A 19,700-nucleotide genomic window follows, 5' to 3' on the forward strand; every position below is an offset into this window, starting at 1 on the left:
CCGAACCGCCGGAATGGCGCCTGGTCACAATGCGAAAATCTTGCCGGGGTTGAACAGGTCCTGCGGGTCGAGCGCGCGCTTGACCATCCGCATGACCTCGATCGTGTCCTGACCCAATTCCTCGACCAGCCATTGCTGCTTGCCGATGCCGATGCCGTGTTCGCCGGTGCAGGTCCCGTCCATCGCCAGCGCGCGTTCGACCAACCGGGCGTTGATCGCCTCGACCTCGGCCATTTCCTCCGGCTTGTTCGGATCGATCGAAAAGATGACGTGGAAATTGCCGTCGCCGACATGGCCCAGGATGGTCGCCGGCAGGCTCGCTCGCTGAAGGTCGGCCTTGGTCTCGGTGATGCAGTCGGGCAGTCGGCTGATCGGCACACAGACGTCGGTCGCCCAGCCGATCGCGCCGGGGCGCAGATTGACCGCGGCATAATAGGCTTCGTGCCGCGCCTTCCACAGTTTCGACCGCTCCTCGGGAGTCGACGACCATTGAAAATCGCCGCCGCCGTTGGCGCGTGCGAGGGCGCCGACCGTCTCGACCTGCTCGGCGACGCCGGCGGCCGAGCCGTGGAATTCGAAGAACAACGTGGTCACTTCGGGCAGGTCGAGCTTCGACCACAGATTGACCGCCCGGATCTGCATGTCGTCCAGGATTTCGACCCGCGCCAGCGGGACGCTCATCTGGATCGACTGCACCACGGTATCGATCGCGCCCTGCAGCGTCTCGAACCCGCATACCGCGGAGGAAATGGTGTCGGGGATCGGATGCAGGCGAAGCGACACCTCGGTGATGATCCCCAACGTGCCTTCCGATCCGACGTAGAGTCGCGTGAGATCATAGCCCGCCGCCGATTTGCGCGCGCGGCGGCTGGTCCGAATGACTTCGCCCTGCGGCGTGACGACGGTCAGCGCCAGCACCGCCTCGCGCATAGTGCCGTATCGTACCGCATTGGTACCGCTGGCGCGGGTCGACGCCATCCCGCCGATCGTCGCGTTGGCGCCGGGATCGATCGGAAAGAACAGGCCGGTGTCGCGGAGATGGGCGTTGAGTTCCTCCCGCCGCACCCCGGCCTGGACGGTGCAATCGAAGTCCTCGGCATTGACCGCAAGAATTTCGGTCATCTCCGACAGGTCGAGGCTCACCCCGCCGCGGATCGGCAGGGCATTGCCCTCGATCGAGGTTCCCGCGCCGAACGGCACGATGGGGACGCCGGCCGCGGTGCACAGCCGGACCAGTTCGACCACGTCCCCCGTGGACCGGGCGTACACCACCGCATCGGGCAGCACGGGATCGAAATGCGCTTCGCTCGTCCCGTGCTGCCGGCGCACTGCTTCGCCGGTCTTCGCCCGATCGCCGAACCTCTCCTCCAGCCTCTCGATGAACGCGGGGTCGACCGGGGCGCGGTCGACCATCTCGGCGATCGCCGTCATCGCGACCTCAGAACTTGAGGCTGGCGCGGACGCCATAGCGACGGCGGTCGCCCTGGATCGCGAGGTCGGAGGCGATCGCCGCCAGACCGGCTTTCACCAAAGCCGACTTGTCGATGTAGCTTTCGATATATTTCTGATTGAACAGATTGGTGCCGAACACTCCGATCGAGAATCCGCTGGCGAATTTCATCGTGATCGACCCGTTGACCAGCGAATAGGGTGACAGTCGTGGCGCCACGGTGGGATCGAGCGTCGACCCGATCCGGCTTCCCTTGCCGACCACGCCGGCATCGAACACCAGCGACTTGCTGTCGATCGGCACCGTGTAGGTCGTGTTCAGGCTGAAATTGTAGTCCGGCGTGAAGATGATCCGGTCGGTCGACACGTGGACGCCGGTGGTGGCGAAATATTCGCTGTCGTCGGTGATCCGGGCGTGCACATAGGCGAAACTGCCGTCGAACCGCCAATGGGGCGTGACCCGCCAATGCGCTTCGATCTCGGCGCCATAGCTCTCGACCTTGCCGGTGTTGAGGTTGATCGCGACGAATCCGGCGCCGGTCGAGTTGGGCGCGAGCGAGTTCTGGCCGATGAAGTCGCGATAGTCGTTGTAGAAGACGTCGGCGTTGACCGACAGGCCGCCGCTCGAAACCTTGGTGCCGACCTCATAAGTCCAGACGCTGTCGCCCTTGTACAGCGCGTCTTGCGGACGCGTGCCGGGGCCGTTCTGTCCGCCACCGCGAATACCCTTGGCGACCGAAGCGTAGGTCATGAAATCGGGCGTCCAGCGCTCGGTCAGCGTCACGCGCGGCTGGAACTGATCCTTGGAATATACCGGCGGAATGTAAGTGGTGGCGGGGGCGCCGACGGCGGCGATGTCGACCTGACGGCCGGTCAATTTCTGGTGGTCGTAGCGACCGCCGATCGCGATGTCGGTTTTGCCGAAGGTCAGGAACAAGGTGCCGAACACCGCCTGCTGATTGTTCTCGACCAGGGTGCTGGAGGTCGATTTGCGCGTCACGCTTCCGGCCGGCAGACCGAACAACGGACTCAGATCGAGATTGTTGATCGACGTGCCACGCTGTTCGTAGCGGTCGGCGAACACGCCGATCAGCGTCGAGATGTTCTCGTTCCATTTGGTGTCGAAACGCAATTCCCCGGTTCGGGTGATGAGGCGCGAACTGCCGTTGGAGCGGAGCAGATCGACCGGCCCGAAATCACCGTCGCTGATGCCGGACAGATCCTTGCGGTTCAGCGCCGCGACGGCGGTCAGTTTGGTCTTGATGGCGTCGAGGTCGAATTCGCCCTTCAGGTTGTAGCCCTGATAGCGGATGATCGTGTTGTTGAGCACGTTGGTCGCGCCGTCGAGCCGGTAGTCGGTCGGACCCGCGACATGGACGTAAGCGGTGCTGCCCCCCTCGACCCGGTCGTAATTGGCATTGGCGGTGATCACCGCCCAGGGCGCGGGCGTGAAGCGCAATGTGCCGCCGACCGAGCGCTGGTCGAGCGGGTTCATGTCGCCATGCGCCAGCGTGTTATACTGAAAGCCGTCCTGAATGTGATACGACGCGCCGATGCGGAAGGAGAGCAGGTCGGGCGCGATCGGGCCGCTGACGCTGCCCGACACCGAATAATAGCTGTCGGGACCGGCTGCGGTCGCATCGAGCCGGCCTTCCCAATTGTTGCCCGGCTGGCGCGTGATCACGTTGATCGCGCCGCCCAGCGTGTTGTTGCCGAACAACGTCCCCTGCGGCCCGCGCAGCACTTCGATCCGCGCGACATCGACGATCGGCGAGTTGAGGTAGCTGGTGTTGGGTTGATAGATGCCGTCGATGAAGATGCCGACGCCGGGTTGCACGGTGTCGATCAGGGTGGTGCCGATGCCGCGGATCGACACGAAGGCGCGCCCGACCGAATCCGAATTGATGTTGAGGCCCGGCGTATAGGCGGCGATGTCCTTGACGGTGTTGACCTGGCGATCCTTGAGTTCGTCGCCCGTCAGCGCCGTAACCGCGATCGGCACGTCCTTGAGCGATTCGCTGCGTTGGCGCGCGGTGATGATGATGTCGTTGGGATTGTCCTGGCTCTGATCGCTCGCCGCGGCGGGAGCGCCGCCGGTCTGATCGTCGCCGGTCGCGGCGGCGGCCGGACCGGCCGGCGTGTTGCCGGAATCCTGGGCAAAGGCTGGCGTCGCGACGGTCACGATCACGGCCGCACCAGCGGCGAGCAGGCTCTTGAAACGCATTCAGGTCTCCCCTGGGCTAGGCGCCTTGATGGCACCATTCGAGAGCGACCTATCTGACAGCCGACCTATATGAAAGGTTTCTTGTTGTGCCGATCGTGCCGCGCGATTGGCCGCGCGGACTCGGAGCAATTACCAACAGGTATAGCCGCCGTCGGCGAGGACGATGCTGCCGGTCATCAGGCTGGCGGCGTCCGATGCCAGGAAATGCACGACCGACGCGACTTCCTCCGGCTCGCCGAGTCGGCCCTGCGGCGTGCCGTCGATCCAGCGCTTGTACATCTCGCCCTGCTTGTCGGCGAATGCGTTGAGCGGCGTCGTGATGTAGGTCGGCGCGACCGCGTTGACGCGCACGCCGCGCCCCGCCCATTCGGCGGCCAGGCTTTTGGTCAGCTGGTGCACGGCCGCCTTGGACGCATTGTAATAGCTTTGCGGCTGCGGACGGTTGACGATGAAGCCCGACATCGACCCGACATTGACGATCGCGCCCGATCCTTGCGCGAGCATGTGCCGGCCGAAGGCGCGCGCACACCAGAAGGTGCCGTTGAGATTGACGTCGAGCACGTTGAGCCAATGCTCGTCGGCGACGTCCTCGGCGGCCGTCTCACTGCGCGCGATCCCGGCATTGTTGACCAGGATGTCGATCCGCCCGGCCTTGGCCTGCAGCTGGTCGGCGATGCGGGTGACGTCGGCCGGCTTGGTCACGTCGAGCAGGACGCCGTCGATCGCATGGCCCTTGGCTGCGAGCGTCTCGATCGCCGCGCCGATCGCATCGCCATCGCGGTCGCCGATCGTGACCGAGGCGCCGGCTTCGGCCAGCACTTCGACACAACAATAGCCGATACCTTGCGCGCCGCCGGTGACGAACGCGACCTTGCCGTCGAGACGCAGGCGCTCGAGATACATGGCGGACTCCTCGTTGAGATATCAGGGAAGGAAAGGAGCGGCCGGCATCACCGGCTCGCCGATCGTCTCGGCGGCGGCCAGGCGATGGACCTGCCGCGTGTCGCGATCGAATTCGGGCCAGGGCAGGGTACCGTCCTTGGCATAGCCCACCCACAAAGCGTGGATGTGGGTCGCCAGTTCCTGCGGCGGATTGACGCCGCACAGCCCTTCCTCGCCGGTCGCGATCGACAAGGTGTCGAACACGAAGGGAAGCTCCATGCCGTGCGCCGCGCCCAGATCGCCACCGAACATCGGCGAGCGCCAGTCGAATTCGTAGAAATGGGTGCGGCCGCGATGCTCCTCGGCGAAACGCCGGGCCGGCCAGCGGAACACCAGGTCGTTGAGCGCGTCGGTCAGCGCCTGGCCCGGCTTCTTGCCCGTGCCGATGCCGTACGCCTTGAGGATCGCCCAAGCCCTGGGGATCGAGCGACTGAGCGCGAACCAGGCCAGGATCTTGCCGGCTTTGTCGCGCACCCCGGTAGGGATGAGGTAGAGGTTCATCTCCTCTGCATTGGTGCCGATCAGCACGTCGACTTCCGCCCCGGCGCCGTTCTTGAGCGCCTCTAGCGGTTTTACCGGCAGCACGTCGTCGCCATGGACCGGGATGAAGCGGCTGATCCCGAACACCGGCTCGCGGCCCTCGGCATCGCGCAGGTTGAGCCGGGTGGTCGGCAGGTTCGCCTTGGCGACCGCCTCCAGCATCCGTTCGCCGGGCGGCACGCTCGCGAAACCGGCCTTGTCGGCGCTGACGCCGAGCAATTGCGCGAGCTTGTCGACTAGCCGCCGTGCCACCGCGATGTCGCGCGTCATGCCGCCATGGCCGCTCTCGATGATCGCGCGGCGAAACAGTCCCTTGGTCAGCGGCGAGGCGATCAGACTGGCGATCGACATCGCGCCCGCGCTCTCGCCAAACACCGTGACGTTGCCGGCATCGCCGCCGAACGCCGCGATATTGGCCTGGACCCAGTGCAGCGCCGCGATCTGATCGCGCAGCCCGAGGTTGGTCGGTACGCCGGGGATCGGCAGGAAGCCGTCGATGCCCATGCGGTAATTGATCGCGACCAGGATCACCCCGTCGCGAGCGAAGGCGCGGCCGTCCTGAATCGGCGCGTCCTTGCTGCCGACGATGAACCCGCCGCCATGAATGAACACCATCACCGGCAGGTTCTGGAATGTGCCGGCGGGGCGCCAGATGTTGAGCGTCAGATAATCGTCGCCCTCGACCCAGCCCCGGCCGATCAGGACCTTGACGTCGAGCCCGGGGAAATCGCGCACCAATTGCGGCGCGTTCGGCCCCGCGGCCGTGCAGTCGCGTTCGTCTTGCCACGGCTCGACCGGTTGTGGCGCGGCGAAACGGCGTTCGCCGGCCGGCGGCGCGGCGTAGGGAATGCCGATGAAGCGCTCGACAACGCCGTCGCTGGCGCCGCGTACGGCACCGTCGGGCAGAGTGATGATGGGATTCTCCATGCGGCGAGCATATCGCGCAGGCGCCGGGCGGGCGAGCGCGGCCGCTGTGCCGAGCGGCACGGCGCGTTGCCCGCCGCGCACGCCGCATTGAAGATGTCGCACCGCCTCGACCTGGGGTAGGAAGGCATGACCGGGCTGTATCGAGCGATCGGCGACGCCGCGTGAACGAAGGGGGGAAATCACGATGCGAACCAGCGTCCTGGGCCGGCTGGCCGCTCTCGCGGGCTATGCCTTGCTCGCCGGTTGCGCCACGCCAATGGCGGCGCCGCGTGCCGCGGTCGTCGTCCCCAACGCACCGGCCCTGCCACCGCCGCCGGTCCATCCCAACGGGCAGGTGCTGTGGAGCATCGTCAACGGCAAGTGCGTCCCCGACCAGCAGGCCAATGCCAAGCCCGACCCCTGCACCGAGGTGGCGATCGGGAACGGCGTCGATCACGGCTATGTCGTGCTCAAGGACCGAGTGGGCGCCAGCCAGTATCTCGTCATGCCGACGCGGCTGATCACCGGGATCGAGGATCCGCAATTGCTCGCGTCCGGCGCGACCAATTATTTCGACCCGGCTTGGCGCGTCCGCCGGCTGGTCGATCAGCGCCTGGGTACCACATTGACCCGCGACGATATCGGGGTCGCGGTCAACTCGATTTACGGGCGGTCGCAGGATCTCCTCCATCTCCATGTCGACTGCCTGCGGATCGACGTGCGGGACGCGCTGCATGCCCGGCTCGCCGCGGTCGGGCGGCACTGGTCGGCGCCCATCGCGCTCGCCGGGCATGGCTATTACGCGTTGCGGCTCGACGGCAACGACAGCGTCGCGACCGATCCCTTCGTCGCCTTGGCGCAGGGCCTGAGAGTGCCGCCGGGCGAGATGGGCGCCTGGACCCTGGTGCTGGCGGGCGCGACCTTCTCCGACGGCCCCGGCTTCGTCCTGCTGGCGGCCCGCGCCGATCCGGCGGCGGGGTATGACGGGTCGGGTGAGGATTTGCAGAACCATGCCTGCGCCGGACATGGCGCCTCGGGTTGACGGGTTGGCCGGCGGCCGACGGCAATGCGTGGCTCAAATCGGCGCGCCGCGTTTCGTCCAGTCCTTCAGCGATAACGCAGCGGCGGGGGACGTCTCTGCCCCCATCTTCGCGCGCATGATCGCCAAGGCGGCGGCGCCTTGATCGCCGTCGACCGCCACCACCGCATCCTCTGGCACCCACAACGCATAATCGCGCATGTGCGCGTCGGCGGCGGTGAACAGGATGCAGATTTCGGTCGCGACCCCGGTCAGGATCAGCCGGCGGACCCCGAGTTTCGGCAATAGCACGCCGAGATTGGTCGAATAGAAGCCGGAGAATTGCGGCTTGATGACGAAGAAATCGTCTTCGCGCGGTTCGATCGCGCCGTCGGCCAGCGCGGGCCGCGCATGCTCGACCAACCGTGATTTCTCCGAATGCCATTGTCCGAAATTATCGTTCACATAGATGGTCGGGACGTCGCGATTATCGGCGGCGCGGCGAAGGTCGGCGATCGTCCGCGCGGCGCGGTCGGCCGATCGCCGCACCTCCTCTCCGCCGTCGAAGTCGAACGGGTTGATCATGTCGATGATCAACAGCGCCGTGCGATCGCCGGGCTGGTCGCGATCGGGCGCCTCGGGCGCGGAGCGCTTGTCGCTCATCTTCTTCCTCGCCTCAATTCGGCGCGACGACCATCGCGATCGCCGCCACGCCCATCACGATGGTGGTCAGCCAGCCGAAGACCTTGAGCGACATGGGTGCGACGAACTCGCCCATGATGTCGCGCCGTGCGACGACCAGCATCAGCCCGATCAGGATCGGCACCGCGACCACGCCGTTGATCACCGCGCTCCAGAACAAGGCCTTCATCGGATTGACCGACGACCAGTCGAGCCCGATGCCGAGCGCCATGCCCAGCGCGATCACCGCGTAGAACACCCGTGCCCGATGCGGCTTGTACTCGAGGCTGGCGGTCCAGCCGCCGATTCCGCACACCGCGTAGCCGGAGGCGCCGGCGAGCACCGGCACGGCGAGCAGGCCGGTGCCGATGATGCCGAGGCTGAACACCGCGAAGGCGAAGGTGCCGGCGATCGGCCGCAGCGCGTTCGCCGCGTCCGCCGCGCTGGCAATGTCGGTCTTGCCGGCTGCGTGCAGGGTCGCGGCCGTGCCCAGCATGATCGCCAAGGCGACGATGTTGGACAGCGCCATGCCACTGAACGTGTCCCAGCGAAGCCGGCTGAGCGCATCGGGTCCTTGATCGGACGCATCGGTCAACGGCTCGCGCTCGTCGCTCTGGTCGACTTCCTCGACTTCCTGCGCGGCTTGCCAGAAAAACAGATAGGGACTGATCGTGGTGCCGAAGATCGCGACGATCGTGGTGATCGCGCCGGCCCCGGCGATCGTCGGGACGACCAGGCCGTGCAGCGCATGGGCCCAGTCGATACGGACCATGAACAGCAAGGCGACATAGGCGAACAGCACCAGAGTCAACCATTTGAGGAACGAGGCGTAGCGCCGATAGGGAATGTAGAGCTGGAGCAGCAGCGACAGCAGCGCGAAGCCGAAGGTGAAGAGGTGCTTGCCGCCGCCCGCCACCAATGCCGAAGCTTCGCCCATCGCGGCGAGGTCGGCGCCGATATTGATGGTATTGGCGATGAACAGCAGGATCACCAGGACGACGACCACCCAGTTCGGCATGATCGCCTTGAGATTGTCGGCCAGGCCGTTCCCGGTGACGCGACCGACCCGCGCGCTGGCGAGCTGGACCGCCACCATCAGCGGATAAGCGAACAGCATCGTCCACAGCAGGTTCGGTCCGAATTGCGCACCCGCTTGCGAATAGGTGGCGATGCCGCTCGGATCGTCGTCGGCGGCGCCGGTGACGAGCCCGGGACCGAGCCATTTCAACTTCTGGCGGAGGCTCATGCCGGGCACCGCCCAAAGCGGGCGGGCCCACGCCGATGGTCAACGGTTACGGACATACGATCATCCCTGACATCTGTTTCGTTGTCGCAACGCCACGCGCCGCCGTTCCGTTTCAGGTCGATCGCGAATTCTTATTGATGCGGATCAAGCAGCGTGCGGCCGCTATCGTCAATCGAGCGCGGGGAGCGACACGCGCACGCATAGATGGTCGTCCCCGACCTCGCGGTCGAAGCGGCCGCCCGACGCCGCGATCAGCCGTTCGATCAGCCCCAGGCCCTGGGCGCCATCGCGTGCGACGCCGAACGCGGTCGGCTCGCGCCAGGTCATCAGGAAGATGCCGTCCTTGCTGACGCCGTCGATCTCGATCGGACGGCCATGTTTGAGCGCGCCATATTTGAGGCTGTTGGTGGCGAGTTCGCCGAAGGTGAGCGCCAGCGCCTGCATCGCGGCGTCGCCGAGCCGCGCGTCGGGCAGGGCGCCGAAGCGAAGTAGCGAGGCGTCGCCATAAGCCCGCGCCAGCATCGGTACGATGTCGGCGAAATTCTTGGCGCGCGCGGGATCGAGGACGATGTCCTGGACAGCGCCGAGCTGCGCGAAGCGGTCGATGATCTCGCGCGCGAAGGGCTGCGCTTCCGGACGCGATCGTGCCGCCATCGACACGATACCCGCCGCGATGGTCATCGCGTTCTTCAGTCGGTGTCGCATTTCCTCGGTGATCGCGGCGATGCGCTGACGATCGCGAGCCTCCGCGGTGATGTCGCGCGCGATCGCCAGCACGCGCGGGCTGGCATCGCCTTCGGCGTCGATCGGTGTCACGGTCACGTCCCACCAGCATGGCGCGCCGTCGGCACCGGGGCGCGACGCGGTGAAGCGGGCGGCCTTGCCATGCCGGGCGTCGGCCAACGCTCGTTCGATGTCGCCGCGCGATGCCTCGGGCCAGCGCTCGACCCAATGTCGGCCGATCAGAGCATCGGGCACGCTCTTTTCCATCGCCCGCGCGCCTTCGCGATTGACGAACACGATCCGCGCATCGCCGTCGAGCAAGGCGATGCATTCGTGCGTCTGGTCGAGCAATGTCGAGAGCAGCGCATTGTGGCTGTCGATCAACGGTTCGACCGGTCCGTTCACAGCAGGCCCCCGCCAAAATTTGGTAGCGTACGACGTGGTTTAGCACGATGCCAGGGGCGCGAAACAACCCCGATCAAGGTCCGTACCGGTTTGATTCGTCTCCGCTCGGCGCGCGAGTGTGTCGTTCCGGCGTGCCGCGCCCGGCTTCCCCAAGCCCCGGCTTTGCGATAGCGCGTCGCCAAGGGAATTTGCCTGGACGGGAAGATCATGTCCGACAGCGTGCATCCGACCTCGTTCGACGTGGCGCAGCTTGCGATGGTGTCGCAATCGACCGTGTCGCGCGCGCTGCGCGGCGATCCCGCGATCAGCCAGGAAACGCGCGATCGCGTGGTGAGCGCTGCGGCGCAACTGGGCTATCGGCCCGACGCGCGTGCCGTCAGCCTCCGCGCGCGCTCGGTCGGATGCATCGCGGTAGTGCTGTTGCTGCCGGCGGGGGAGGAACGGGGGGCGCTCAATCCCTTCTATTACGATCTCGTCGCCGCGATCGAGGCGGCCGCCGCGCGGCGCGGCGTCCGCGTGCTCTTGTCCTATCAGGACGCGCCGGACACGCTGCGCGCCGATTTCGAGCGCAGCCGCGAAGCCGACGGTATGATCGTGATCGGCAGCGCTTCCAACCGCGACGCCTGGCGCTTCTTCGCCGACGCCCATCGCGCCGGCGGCAATATCGTCGCCTGGGGCGCACCCGACGACGCCTTGCCGACGGTTCGTGCGGACAGTTTTGCCGGCGCGACGCTCGCAGTGGAGCACCTCGTCGCCAAGGGGCGGCGCCGGATCGCGTTCGTCGGTCCCGGCTGGCGGGCGCATCACGCTTATGGCGAGCGCCGCAGGGGCTATCTCGCGGCGATCGCTCAAGCGGGCTTGTCGCCGGTCGAAGGCGCCGCCGACGCGACGGGCGACCGGATCGAGCAGGGCAGCGCGGCGGTAGCCGCGCTGCTGCAATCGGGTACGTCGTTCGACGCGATCTTCGCCGCCAGCGACGCGCTGGCGATCGGCGCGGCCGAGGAATTGAGGAGCGCCGGCATCTGCATCCCGGAGGATGTGGCGATCGTCGGGTTCGACGGCGGTTACGGTGCGCGGCACTTCCATCCGCCGCTGACCACGATCGAACAGGACGTGGCGATCGCGGGGGATCTGATGGTGGCGACGCTCACCGCGCGCGACGCCGCCGATACGAGCTTGGCGACGCCGGTGCCGGCCCGGCTGACGGTGCGGGCCAGCAGCGACGTGCGATAGCGGTTACGGATGCAGGTCGCGCAGCCTGCCGCCGATCGCGCCGCTGACGCTTCCGATGAAGGCTCCGACCACCAGCGAGAGCGCGGTGAACACGGCGAAGCTCGCCGCGACCTTGCGCGCCGCATCGATCGTGTCCTTCGTCATCTCGACATCCTGCGGCCCGGCCGCGAAGCTCGACAGCGCCGATGCCGCTACCGCCACGACGGCGATCAGCACGGTGGCGGTCGCCCAGGTCATGAAACCGTGCGCGGTGTCACGGAAGAACACCTCGTCGGTATGAAGCCCGTGCCAGCGTACGCGCAACCGGCCCGCGAGATAACCGCCCAGGGCAGCCGACAGCCATTGGGTGACGATGATCCAGATGCCGGCACCGATCGTGAACGTGTCGGGCTTCGCGCCCACGCCCGGCCAAGGCGATACCGACGCCAGTCCGAAGGCCGACCCCAAGGCGAACAGCGTCAGTGTCAGCGCCATCGCGCCGACCGTGCCGGCGATGATCGCCGACCAGGAGACGGCGGATGCGCCGGCCGCGGGCGCGCCGTTGGGGTAAAGAGCGGGATCGACCGCGCTATAGGTTTCGCCGACCATGATCAGTGCCAGATCAGCAAGAGGATCAGAATGATGGGCAGCGGAATGCCCAACAGCCACAGTAAAATGCCTTTTCCCATGACATCTCTCCAGCAGTCGCCAAAATTGATGTGTCGGCTTCGTAACCAATTTCATCCGATGGAAGTTCCGTTTGGTCGGATATAGCCGTACACTTGGTGACATGGATCCCGCGACGACCGAACGAGCGCTATGGCGGTCCCGCGCCTTTCGGGGGATCGTTACGATTGCGATCTGATGTGGAACCGTCGAGCCATTCCTAGGCGAGCGCGCGACGCTTTTATAATTTTTCCCAATGATCCGGCGACCGCGCGTTCGGCACTCGCATCGCCGCTCGGCGCCCGGCATGCTCGTCGGACATCTTCCCAACAGGAGTGTCAGCCGATGTCGATTCTCGCCACGCGCCTCGTGCTTGCCTTGTCCGCAGCGTTCGTCGTCGCCGCCGGTCCGGCGCCGACTTATGTCGCCGGACGCCGGATCGCGGCTCCCGACGGCGGCTGGGACTATACCAAGGTCGATCCGGCGACGCGCAAGCTCTACGTCGCGCATGGCGACGTGGTCACCGAGATCGACCTGACCAAAGGCGATGCGGTGCGCTCTTTCGGCAAGATCGCCAAGGCGCACGCCGTGGTGCCGCTGCCCAATGCCATGCTGCTGGTCACCAGCGCACGCGACAATACCGCCCGGCTGTTCGACACCAGGACGGGGCAAGAGACCGCCAGTATCGTCGTGGGCGAGGATCCCGACGCCGCCTTCTACGATCCCGCCAGCGGCCACGCCGTGGTGGTCAACGCCAAGGGCGGCACGGTCAGCATCATCGACATCGCGGCGCGCAAGGTCGTCGGCACGATCGCGCTGAAACCCGGCCTGGAATATGCCGTGCTGGGCAGCGACGGGACGCTGTTCGTCAATGACGAGGATACCAACGAGATCGAGACCGCGAACCTCGCGACCGGCAAGGCGGGACCCGCGATCGCACTGACCGGCTGCCAGGGGCCGACCGGTCTCGCTTATGACGAAAAGACCGACCGCCTGATCAGCGCCTGCGCCAACGGCAAGGCCGCGGTGGTCGACGCCGGGACGCACCGCCTCGTCACCCTGCTCGATATCGGCGGCGGCCCCGATGCGGTGATCGTGGACGCCCGGCGGCGGCTGGCGTTCATCCCGTGCGGCAAGGACGGCGTGCTCGAGGTCATCGCGCTCGACGCACCGGGCGGCGCCACGGTCGTCACCACGGTGAAGACCGAGCCGGGCGCACGCACCGCCGCGCTCGATCCGAGCGACGGCAGCCTCTATTTGCCCACCGCGCGCTTCGGAGCTCCGGCGAGCCCGGGTGGTCGGCCGGCGGCGCTCCCCGGCAGCTTTCACGTCTTGGCGGTCGATCGACGCTGATCCTGGCCGCGCCGGACGGCCGTCGCCGAGTTGGGGAGCACGGCGCCGAAAGCCGCTGAAGGTTTCGTATCTTCCGCGAGGTCGCTTGCGATCCCGTCACCGGCATGCGCGAAAGGTGCCCCGCACCTTTCGCGTCTCGTTGGTGACCCCTACGGGACTCGAACCCGTGTTTTCGCCGTGAGAGGGCGACGTCCTAGACCGCTAGACGAAGGGGCCGGCGCTGACGCGAAGCGGCGCCTCTAGGGGGGTTGGCGAATGGCGTCAAGGTGATTGCGCGGACGGCCGGTCCTGAACGTTCGTCAACCATGACGATCTCGACCGGCGCGATGATGGCCCGTCCCTTTCGGCCGTCGTTGGTGGCCGTCGCGCTGCTCGCCGACGAAATGCCTCGCCGCGCCGTCAACGCCGAGGGCAATGCGACATGTCGCGCACGGCCCGATGGAACCCGAAGCCGTAACGAACGTCTTTCTCCCCCGGGGGCAGGACGGATGGGCGGCAACCCTTTCGCCTTGTTGAAAACAGGAAGGAAAACAGATGCTCTGGACTATCGTCGTCATCCTGCTGGTCCTCTGGCTGCTGGGATTTACCGTGCTGCACCTCGGCAGCCTCGTTCATTTGCTGCTGGTGATCGCGGTGATCGTGGTCATCGTCCGCCTGATCCAGGGCCGAAGGGTAGTTTAAGACGAGAGGGTCGGGCGGCAGCGTTGGGGTCGGCCGGCCCCCCGGGCGCGTAAACCAACCGGGCGCCCGCGGGGGTGTGGGCGCCGGCGCCGTGACATTTCGCAAACCCTGGTAGCCGGCCGGGGGACCCATCCGCCGCCCGATTCCGTCATTTCCTCGCCGGTGCCGCTGGCGCGGGGGCAGGAGCCGGGGCGAATCCCGACGCGATGCTCCTGGCGCCGAGCGACACGCCGAACAGCTTCCAGCGATTGGCGACCCATTGGAACGTGAGGTCGAAGACGACTGCTGTCGGCCGCAGGCCGCACGCGCCGGTCAGACGCAACATGCCCTTGCTGTCCATCGCCGGCGGCTGGAGATAGGTTGGGGCCAGCAGCAGGCAGTTCGACAGGTCGATATTGGTCGACCGGATCCCGGCGAAGATCTGGGTGAGTCGGCTGGGATCGTTGGCCACCTGGAACGACGGCGACGCGATGTCGCGCAATACCGAATAATTGCCCGATTCATCGGCTTGCTGAATCGCCACCATCGTCGTCCAGATCAGCTTGGCCCGGGTCAGTTCGTCGGGCAGCGGCTGGGTAGATACCGGCGCGCTATAGGAGACATTGGGCGGCGCCCCGGAAGGCGCCACCACCGGTGGCGGCGCGGACTGTGCCCGCGCCGCCCCGGCCGCCAGCGGCCCCGTCATCGACAGGATCGCCAGCGCCGCCACGATCGGGAGCGGATTCCCGATCATGCCCCGCCTCAAAACGCCACCGCGAAGCCGCCGCGCGCGCCGACCTCGCCCGAGTTGAATCCGGCGCCGACGCCGGCGGAAATATAGGCCTTCTCTCCGACCCTCGCGCTCACCGCCACCGTGCCCGCGGCGCGGTTGTTGTAATAACCGACCCCGCCCGACAGCGCGAAGTTGGAGCCTTCGGGTACCGCCGGCGAATCCATCGCCAGCGCCATCGCGACGCCTTCGTTGGCCAGATTGACCTGGCGCCGGTTCTCCGCGCTCTGGGCGAACAAGGTGTTGACCTGGCCATTGAGGGTCGAGACCTGGCCGTTCAGCGTGCCGATCTGGCCGTTGATCGTCCCGAGTTGGGTATTGATTCCCGCGACTTGCGTATTGAGCGTGGTGATCGACGCGGTGTTGCCCGCCACCTGGGTATTGAGCGTATTGATCGAGGCGGTGTTGCCGGCGATCGCCGCCGTGTTGGTCGCGATGGCCGCGGTGTTGGTGGCGATCTGACCGGTATTGGTGGTGACCTGCCCGGACAATGCCGACACCGAGGCAGCGGTGGCGAGCGACGCGACCGACGGCCCGACGCCCAGCGTGCCGCTGGCATCGGCGGTGACCAGGTTGACCGACCCGACTTGCGCCGCGGTGCTGGCGGCGAGATCCCCGATCGCGACGGACTGGCCCGCGCCGCCGACCATGACCTGGTTGTCGAGCGTCGTCGTGGCGCCGTTGCCGATCGCCACCGAATTGACGTTCGCGGCGGAGGCCGCATTGCCGAGCGCGATCGAATTGTCGCCGGTCGCCTGGGCGCCGTTGCCGACCGCGATCGCGTTGAGCCCCGCGGCGTTCGAATTGAAGCCCGCCGCGATCGAGTTGGTACCGGAAGCGACGCTCTGCACGCCCAGCGCGGTGCTGGCGAAGGCGGACGCCTGCGCCAGCGAACCCACCGCCATCGAGAAATCAGCGGAGGCGTTGGCATTTTGGCCGATGGCGATGCCTGCGGTGCCGGAGGCGGTGGACGATCCGCCCACCGCGACGGTCAGCAGCCCGCTCGCGGTCGAATTGGCGCCGACGGCAACGCCGCTGCCGCCGGTCGCCGTGCTGTTCATTCCCATGGCGAGCGCGTTGATGGCACCGGCATTGGCGCCGAAACCGTACGCGGCGGCGCCTTCGTCGGTTGCCTTCGAGGTTGCGCCGCTCGCGACCGATTTGTCGCCCGACGCGAAGGCGCCGTCACCGAACGCGCTCGACTGGTTGCCGCTTGCGGACGAGGAGAAGCCGGTAGCGGTCGAATATTGACCCGTCGCCTGCGCCTGTACGCCGAACGCTTGGGCGCCGGTCGCGCTGGCGACCGAGTTGGTGCCGATCGACGCACTGAAATCGCCCGTCGCCTGGGCATTCGATCCCACGGCGGTGGCGACCAAGCCGGAGGCGCCCGCATAGCTGCCCACCGCGGTGCTGAAATCGCCGCTCGCGGTCGTATTGGTGCCGACGGCGGTCGAATATTGGGCGGTCGCGGTGCTCGGCGCACCGCATTCCAGCGCGGTGACCACCACGGCATTGGCGTTGCATTCGGGCGTGTTGTCGGCCCAGGCGGGCGTCGCGCTGAACGCGAGCGATAAGGCCGTCAGGCAAGCGCCGCCGGCAAGCGAAGTAAAGGCACGCATCGGGTTCTCCCTGTCATACCGCGCCTTCCCCGCTGCCCCCTGGCAAACCGGACTGAGACGCGTGTTTCACACAAGGCGACCCGTTGATCGGGTTGGATTCCCTTACGGAAATCGACCGAAGTGTGCCGGACGGGCGAGGGGTTGGCTAGGAAAAAAGCGTCAGTGCCTTCCGACAGCGGCGAGCGTGGTCACTTAGGAAGCTTTCCGGCGCACGGCGGCATCGCCGGAATTGCGCCGAGGAATCGACTGATACGGCGGTTCGTCGCGCACTGGAAACGGAGCTTCTCGATCGGTGCGATCGACCGGAAAAGACGCTCGCGCGAACCGGATCAAGGACGACAAAGGCTGCCGCGCCGGGGAGCTTCGTGGCGCGGCAGCCTCGTGTCGGACGCATGGTCCGTCGGAAAAAGTGACGCTTCGATGAAACCAAGGGGCGACCCAAATGTTTCGACCCCGGTCGGTCAAGGCGACGCTATCCCGATGGGATGCCAAACCTGCCGCCGCTGAAACCGTTCCAAAGGGGATGTCCATGACCAAGAAGTTTCTCGTCGTCGCTGCCGCCGCCGCCCTGCTGCCGCTGGGTGCGTGCGGACACAAGACCGACGCCGCGGACAACGTCCAGGCCGCGTACGACAATTCCGCCGACGCGATGGATGCCAATGCCTCGGCGATCCGCGACGAGGGCAGCAACATCGCCGACGCCGACAAGGCCGCAGCCGACAACGCGGCCGATGCGCTGAACAACAAGGCCGACGCGACCCGCGATGCCGGGGCGAACAAGGCCGACGCGATGGACGACGCCGCGAAGAAAAAGTAAGACCGTCCAAAGGCGGCAAATGACGGGCGACGGCGGTGTCCGCACTGCCGTCGCCCGCGTTGCCCGGCTGTGCAGCCGGCTCGCTTCATAGCTAGTAATTCTTGCTTTTTTTTGCGTCGGACGGCGCCACGGGCAACCGTGTCCAGTCGCGCTCCGGCAGAGCATCCCAGCGCCTCGAGTCGTCCCCCAATCCACTCATCCGACCGGAGGCACAGACGGCCGGAATCGGGATTGTTGACAAGGAGGCGTACGGCTTGGGTGGTCCCGCTCGTTAACCATTGAAAGAGTGTGTGATGTTGGCGTCTTTAGCGAAAATAACCCCTGCGATCGTGATCTTGGCTGGTGGGCTCGGCCTCGGCGGCTGCGCGACCAAAAGCTATGTGCGGGAGCAGATCGCACCGGTCAGTCAGCGCGTCGACGCGCTCGAGGCGAAGTTGAACGAGACGGACGGCACGGCGAAGTCGGCGTTGTCGCAAGCGCAGGCCGCGTCGGGACAGGCGCAGAACAACGGTCAGCGGCTGGACCAGCTCAACGCCCGCGTCGACGGCATCGAGCAACGAATGGCGGCGAGCCAGAAAAAGCGCCCGCGCAATTGATGGTGCCAGGCGGCCATTGCCGATTGGCGACATTCTGATCGAACCGCATCATCCGGCGTCGCCCTGTGCGTCAGGGCGGCGCCCCTGTACCGAGCGCCCGGAACGATGATCACGATGCTAATGGCGCTCGCCGGGCTGGTGCTGACAGGCGCCGCGCCTTCCGGAACGGCGAAGCATAGCCGGCCGCTGGTCTCGGCACCGTCACGCAGGGTAGCGACGCCGAAGGTCGAACTTGCGCAATCGGCGGAGGTCAGGCGGGTTTCCGACTGGATCGCCGCGTCCGATGACAATGGCGCGCTCCCCTATATCGTCATCGACAAGAAGAACGCCGCGCTGTTCCTGTTCGACGCCAAGGGCCAAGCGCTCGGCAATGCGCCGGTGTTGATCGGCGTCGCGGTCGGCGATGAGGCGACCCCCGGTATCGGCAGCAAGAACCTCGCCGAGATCGGCCCAGCCGAAAAGACGACGCCGGCGGGACGCTTCCTGGCCCGATACGGGTGGGCGGCCGGCCGGCAGCGGGTGCTGTGGATCGATTATGCCACGTCGGTGGCGCTCCACCCGATCCCACCCGGCGCCAATCCGAAGGAGCGCCGACGCCAACGGATGCTATCGCCAACTTCGGACGACAACCGCATCACTTTCGGGTGCGTCAACCTGCCCGCGGCATTCTACGACAAAAGCGTGCGGCCGCTGTTCCTGAAGAAGGGCGGTTATGTCTATATCTTGCCCGACACCAAGCCGCTGGAGACGGTGTTTCCGCAATTGTGGGTCCGATCCCCGGCAAGCGGCGCGGCTCCTTCGGGTTGAGGATCGACAGTTCGAACTCCCGTCCCCTTAGTGGAAAGGGGGAACCAAGGAGCCCCGTGCCTCGACCTCAGGCCGCCTCAGCCCGCCGCTGGCGGAGTTCGTCGTTGAGCATCTCGGCGAGCAGGAACGCCAGCTCCAGGCTCTGCCCGGCGTTGAGGCGGGGGTCGCAATGCGTGTGATAGCGATCGGCCAGGCTCTGCTCGGTCACGTCGACCGCGCCACCGGTGCATTCGGTGACGTTCTGCCCGGTCATCTCGGCATGGATGCCGCCGGCGAAGGTGCCTTCGGCACGGTGTACGGCGAAGAAGCCGCGGACTTCGGCCAGGATGCGCTCGAACGGCCGCGTCTTGTAGCCGTTGGCGGCCTTGATGACATTGCCGTGCATCGGGTCGCAGCTCCAGATCACCGGATGCCCTTCGCGCTTCACCGCGCGCACCAGCTTGGGCAGACCCGCCTCGATCTTGTCGTGGCCGTAGCGGGTGATCAGCGTCATGCGGCCGGGCACGCGGCCCGGGTTGAGCGTGTCGAGCATGCGCAACAGCACGTCGGGCTCCAGGCTCGGCCCGCATTTGACGCCGATCGGGTTGCCGATGCCGCGCAGGAATTCGACATGCGCCGATCCGTCGAATCGCGTGCGGTCGCCGATCCACAGGAAATGCGCGCTGGTGTCGTACCAGTCGCCGGTCAGGCTGTCCTGCCGCGTCAGCGCCTGCTCTTACGGAAGCAGCAGCGCTTCATGGCTGGTGGAGAATTGGGTCTGGCCGAGCTGCGGTACGGTGTCGGGATTGATTCCGCACGCTTCCATGAACTCGAGCGCCTCGCCGATGCGGTCGGCGGTCTCGGCGTACTTCTTCGCCCAGGGGCTGGAGCCGAGGAAATCGTGCGTCCAGCGATGCACCTGGTGCAGGTTCGCGTACCCGCCCTGGGCGAAGGCGCGCAGCAGGTTGAGCGTCGCCGCCGACTGGGCATAACCCTGGACCATGCGCTGCGGATCGGGCGTGCGGCTCTCCGGCGTGAAGGCGATGTCGTTGACATTGTCGCCGCGA

The 19,700-nt window shown here is 66.6% G+C and carries 17 protein-coding genes, 1 tRNA gene and 1 pseudogene; 7 read left to right on the forward strand and 12 right to left on the reverse strand.

Translation table 11 applies throughout. The features are described 5' to 3' along the window. Positions 1–24: 24 nt before the first annotated feature. The 4 genes from ACTHJR_RS08120 to ACTHJR_RS08135 form a co-directional block, all read right to left on the reverse strand. On the reverse strand, positions 25–1,431 hold the full coding sequence (locus tag ACTHJR_RS08120; protein WP_440522624.1) for an FAD-binding oxidoreductase: 1,407 nt from the start codon (positions 1,429–1,431) through the stop codon (positions 25–27). 7 nt (positions 1,432–1,438) lie between these two features. Continuing rightward, the gene (locus ACTHJR_RS08125; protein ID WP_440522625.1) at positions 1,439–3,673 is read right to left on the reverse strand and encodes a TonB-dependent receptor; all 2,235 of its coding nucleotides are present in this window, start codon (positions 3,671–3,673) and stop codon (positions 1,439–1,441) included. A 129-nt stretch (positions 3,674–3,802) separates the two neighbouring features. Beyond that, positions 3,803–4,576, reverse strand: a complete 774-nt coding sequence (locus ACTHJR_RS08130) for an SDR family NAD(P)-dependent oxidoreductase (RefSeq protein ID WP_440522626.1) — start codon at positions 4,574–4,576, stop codon at positions 3,803–3,805. A 21-nt stretch (positions 4,577–4,597) separates the two neighbouring features. Further along, positions 4,598–6,082, reverse strand: coding sequence for a carboxylesterase/lipase family protein (locus tag ACTHJR_RS08135; protein ID WP_440522627.1), 1,485 nt, complete (start codon positions 6,080–6,082; stop codon positions 4,598–4,600). Between the two features lie 184 nt (positions 6,083–6,266). Here ACTHJR_RS08135 and ACTHJR_RS08140 point away from each other — a divergent pair, with 184 nt between their 5' ends. Next, positions 6,267–7,103 (forward strand): CDP-diacylglycerol diphosphatase, encoded by an 837-nt coding sequence (locus ACTHJR_RS08140; RefSeq protein WP_440522628.1) that lies wholly within the window; start codon positions 6,267–6,269, stop codon positions 7,101–7,103. Between the two features lie 33 nt (positions 7,104–7,136). Here ACTHJR_RS08140 and ACTHJR_RS08145 read toward each other — a convergent pair whose 3' ends face one another. From ACTHJR_RS08145 to ACTHJR_RS08155, 3 genes are all read right to left on the reverse strand, one after another. Further along, a complete protein-coding gene (locus ACTHJR_RS08145) occupies positions 7,137–7,742 on the reverse strand; it encodes a cysteine hydrolase family protein (protein ID WP_440522629.1) in 606 nt (201 codons plus the stop codon). 13 nt (positions 7,743–7,755) lie between these two features. After that, positions 7,756–9,006 (reverse strand): NRAMP family divalent metal transporter, encoded by a 1,251-nt coding sequence (locus ACTHJR_RS08150; RefSeq protein ID WP_440522630.1) that lies wholly within the window; start codon positions 9,004–9,006, stop codon positions 7,756–7,758. A gap of 168 nt (positions 9,007–9,174) precedes the next feature. Beyond that, positions 9,175–10,134, reverse strand: a complete 960-nt coding sequence (locus tag ACTHJR_RS08155; protein WP_440522631.1) for a PAS domain-containing protein — start codon at positions 10,132–10,134, stop codon at positions 9,175–9,177. A gap of 207 nt (positions 10,135–10,341) precedes the next feature. Between ACTHJR_RS08155 and ACTHJR_RS08160 the strand changes: the two genes are divergently transcribed. Next, positions 10,342–11,367, forward strand: coding sequence for a LacI family DNA-binding transcriptional regulator (locus ACTHJR_RS08160; protein WP_440522632.1), 1,026 nt, complete (start codon positions 10,342–10,344; stop codon positions 11,365–11,367). Between the two features lie 3 nt (positions 11,368–11,370). On the opposite strand, the gene ACTHJR_RS08165 is transcribed toward ACTHJR_RS08160, so the two are convergent. Beyond that, positions 11,371–11,955: a hypothetical protein gene (locus ACTHJR_RS08165; protein ID WP_440522633.1), complete on the reverse strand. Its 585-nt coding sequence runs from the start codon at positions 11,953–11,955 to the stop codon at positions 11,371–11,373. A 402-nt stretch (positions 11,956–12,357) separates the two neighbouring features. Here ACTHJR_RS08165 and ACTHJR_RS08170 point away from each other — a divergent pair, with 402 nt between their 5' ends. Beyond that, positions 12,358–13,365, forward strand: coding sequence for a gluconolactonase (locus ACTHJR_RS08170; RefSeq protein ID WP_440522634.1), 1,008 nt, complete (start codon positions 12,358–12,360; stop codon positions 13,363–13,365). 140 nt (positions 13,366–13,505) lie between these two features. Here ACTHJR_RS08170 and ACTHJR_RS08175 read toward each other — a convergent pair. Beyond that, a tRNA-Glu gene (locus ACTHJR_RS08175) sits at positions 13,506–13,581 on the reverse strand. A gap of 318 nt (positions 13,582–13,899) precedes the next feature. Between ACTHJR_RS08175 and ACTHJR_RS08180 the strand changes: the two genes are divergently transcribed. Then, entirely contained in the window at positions 13,900–14,046 is a 147-nt protein-coding gene (locus ACTHJR_RS08180) for a lmo0937 family membrane protein (protein WP_440522635.1), read from the forward strand. Between the two features lie 148 nt (positions 14,047–14,194). Here the strand turns inward: ACTHJR_RS08180 and ACTHJR_RS08185 are convergent, their stop codons facing one another. After that, on the reverse strand, positions 14,195–14,779 hold the full coding sequence (locus ACTHJR_RS08185) for a hypothetical protein (RefSeq protein ID WP_440522636.1): 585 nt from the start codon (positions 14,777–14,779) through the stop codon (positions 14,195–14,197). An 8-nt stretch (positions 14,780–14,787) separates the two neighbouring features. After that, positions 14,788–16,434, reverse strand: coding sequence for a YadA-like family protein (locus ACTHJR_RS08190; protein ID WP_440522637.1), 1,647 nt, complete (start codon positions 16,432–16,434; stop codon positions 14,788–14,790). Between the two features lie 529 nt (positions 16,435–16,963). Between ACTHJR_RS08190 and ACTHJR_RS08195 the strand changes: the two genes are divergently transcribed. The 3 genes from ACTHJR_RS08195 (at position 16,964) to ACTHJR_RS08205 (ending at position 18,654) form a co-directional block, all read left to right on the forward strand. After that, on the forward strand, positions 16,964–17,251 hold the full coding sequence (locus tag ACTHJR_RS08195; RefSeq protein ID WP_440522638.1) for a hypothetical protein: 288 nt from the start codon (positions 16,964–16,966) through the stop codon (positions 17,249–17,251). A 293-nt stretch (positions 17,252–17,544) separates the two neighbouring features. Then, entirely contained in the window at positions 17,545–17,847 is a 303-nt protein-coding gene (locus ACTHJR_RS08200; protein WP_440522640.1) for a hypothetical protein, read from the forward strand. A 105-nt stretch (positions 17,848–17,952) separates the two neighbouring features. After that, positions 17,953–18,654: a hypothetical protein gene (locus tag ACTHJR_RS08205; RefSeq protein WP_440522639.1), complete on the forward strand. Its 702-nt coding sequence runs from the start codon at positions 17,953–17,955 to the stop codon at positions 18,652–18,654. 67 nt (positions 18,655–18,721) lie between these two features. Here the strand turns inward: ACTHJR_RS08205 and ACTHJR_RS08210 are convergent. Further along, positions 18,722–19,700: pseudogene (locus tag ACTHJR_RS08210) on the reverse strand (3-deoxy-7-phosphoheptulonate synthase); the annotation flags it as partial.

The organism is Sphingomonas sp. (assembly GCF_051962185.1).
GTDB lineage: Bacteria > Pseudomonadota > Alphaproteobacteria > Sphingomonadales > Sphingomonadaceae > Sphingomonas.

Bases quoted from the DNA above. Each gene is read 5' to 3' on its own strand.
- ACTHJR_RS08185 (WP_440522636.1), bottom strand. From the start codon at position 14,779: ATGATCGGGAATCCGCTCCCGATCGTGGCGGCGCTGGCGATCCTGTCG.
- ACTHJR_RS08160 (WP_440522632.1), top strand. From the start codon at position 10,342: ATGTCCGACAGCGTGCATCCGACCTCGTTCGACGTGGCGCAGCTTGCG.
- ACTHJR_RS08205 (WP_440522639.1), top strand. From the start codon at position 17,953: ATGATCACGATGCTAATGGCGCTCGCCGGGCTGGTGCTGACAGGCGCC.
- ACTHJR_RS08200 (WP_440522640.1), top strand. From the start codon at position 17,545: ATGTTGGCGTCTTTAGCGAAAATAACCCCTGCGATCGTGATCTTGGCT.
- ACTHJR_RS08125 (WP_440522625.1), bottom strand. From the start codon at position 3,673: ATGCGTTTCAAGAGCCTGCTCGCCGCTGGTGCGGCCGTGATCGTGACC.
- ACTHJR_RS08195 (WP_440522638.1), top strand. From the start codon at position 16,964: ATGACCAAGAAGTTTCTCGTCGTCGCTGCCGCCGCCGCCCTGCTGCCG.
- ACTHJR_RS08190 (WP_440522637.1), bottom strand. From the start codon at position 16,434: ATGCGTGCCTTTACTTCGCTTGCCGGCGGCGCTTGCCTGACGGCCTTA.
- ACTHJR_RS08165 (WP_440522633.1), bottom strand. From the start codon at position 11,955: ATGGTCGGCGAAACCTATAGCGCGGTCGATCCCGCTCTTTACCCCAAC.
- ACTHJR_RS08170 (WP_440522634.1), top strand. From the start codon at position 12,358: ATGTCGATTCTCGCCACGCGCCTCGTGCTTGCCTTGTCCGCAGCGTTC.
- ACTHJR_RS08140 (WP_440522628.1), top strand. From the start codon at position 6,267: ATGCGAACCAGCGTCCTGGGCCGGCTGGCCGCTCTCGCGGGCTATGCC.
- ACTHJR_RS08180 (WP_440522635.1), top strand. From the start codon at position 13,900: ATGCTCTGGACTATCGTCGTCATCCTGCTGGTCCTCTGGCTGCTGGGA.
- ACTHJR_RS08130 (WP_440522626.1), bottom strand. From the start codon at position 4,576: ATGTATCTCGAGCGCCTGCGTCTCGACGGCAAGGTCGCGTTCGTCACC.
- ACTHJR_RS08145 (WP_440522629.1), bottom strand. From the start codon at position 7,742: ATGAGCGACAAGCGCTCCGCGCCCGAGGCGCCCGATCGCGACCAGCCC.
- ACTHJR_RS08135 (WP_440522627.1), bottom strand. From the start codon at position 6,082: ATGGAGAATCCCATCATCACTCTGCCCGACGGTGCCGTACGCGGCGCC.
- ACTHJR_RS08120 (WP_440522624.1), bottom strand. From the start codon at position 1,431: ATGACGGCGATCGCCGAGATGGTCGACCGCGCCCCGGTCGACCCCGCG.
- ACTHJR_RS08150 (WP_440522630.1), bottom strand. From the start codon at position 9,006: ATGAGCCTCCGCCAGAAGTTGAAATGGCTCGGTCCCGGGCTCGTCACC.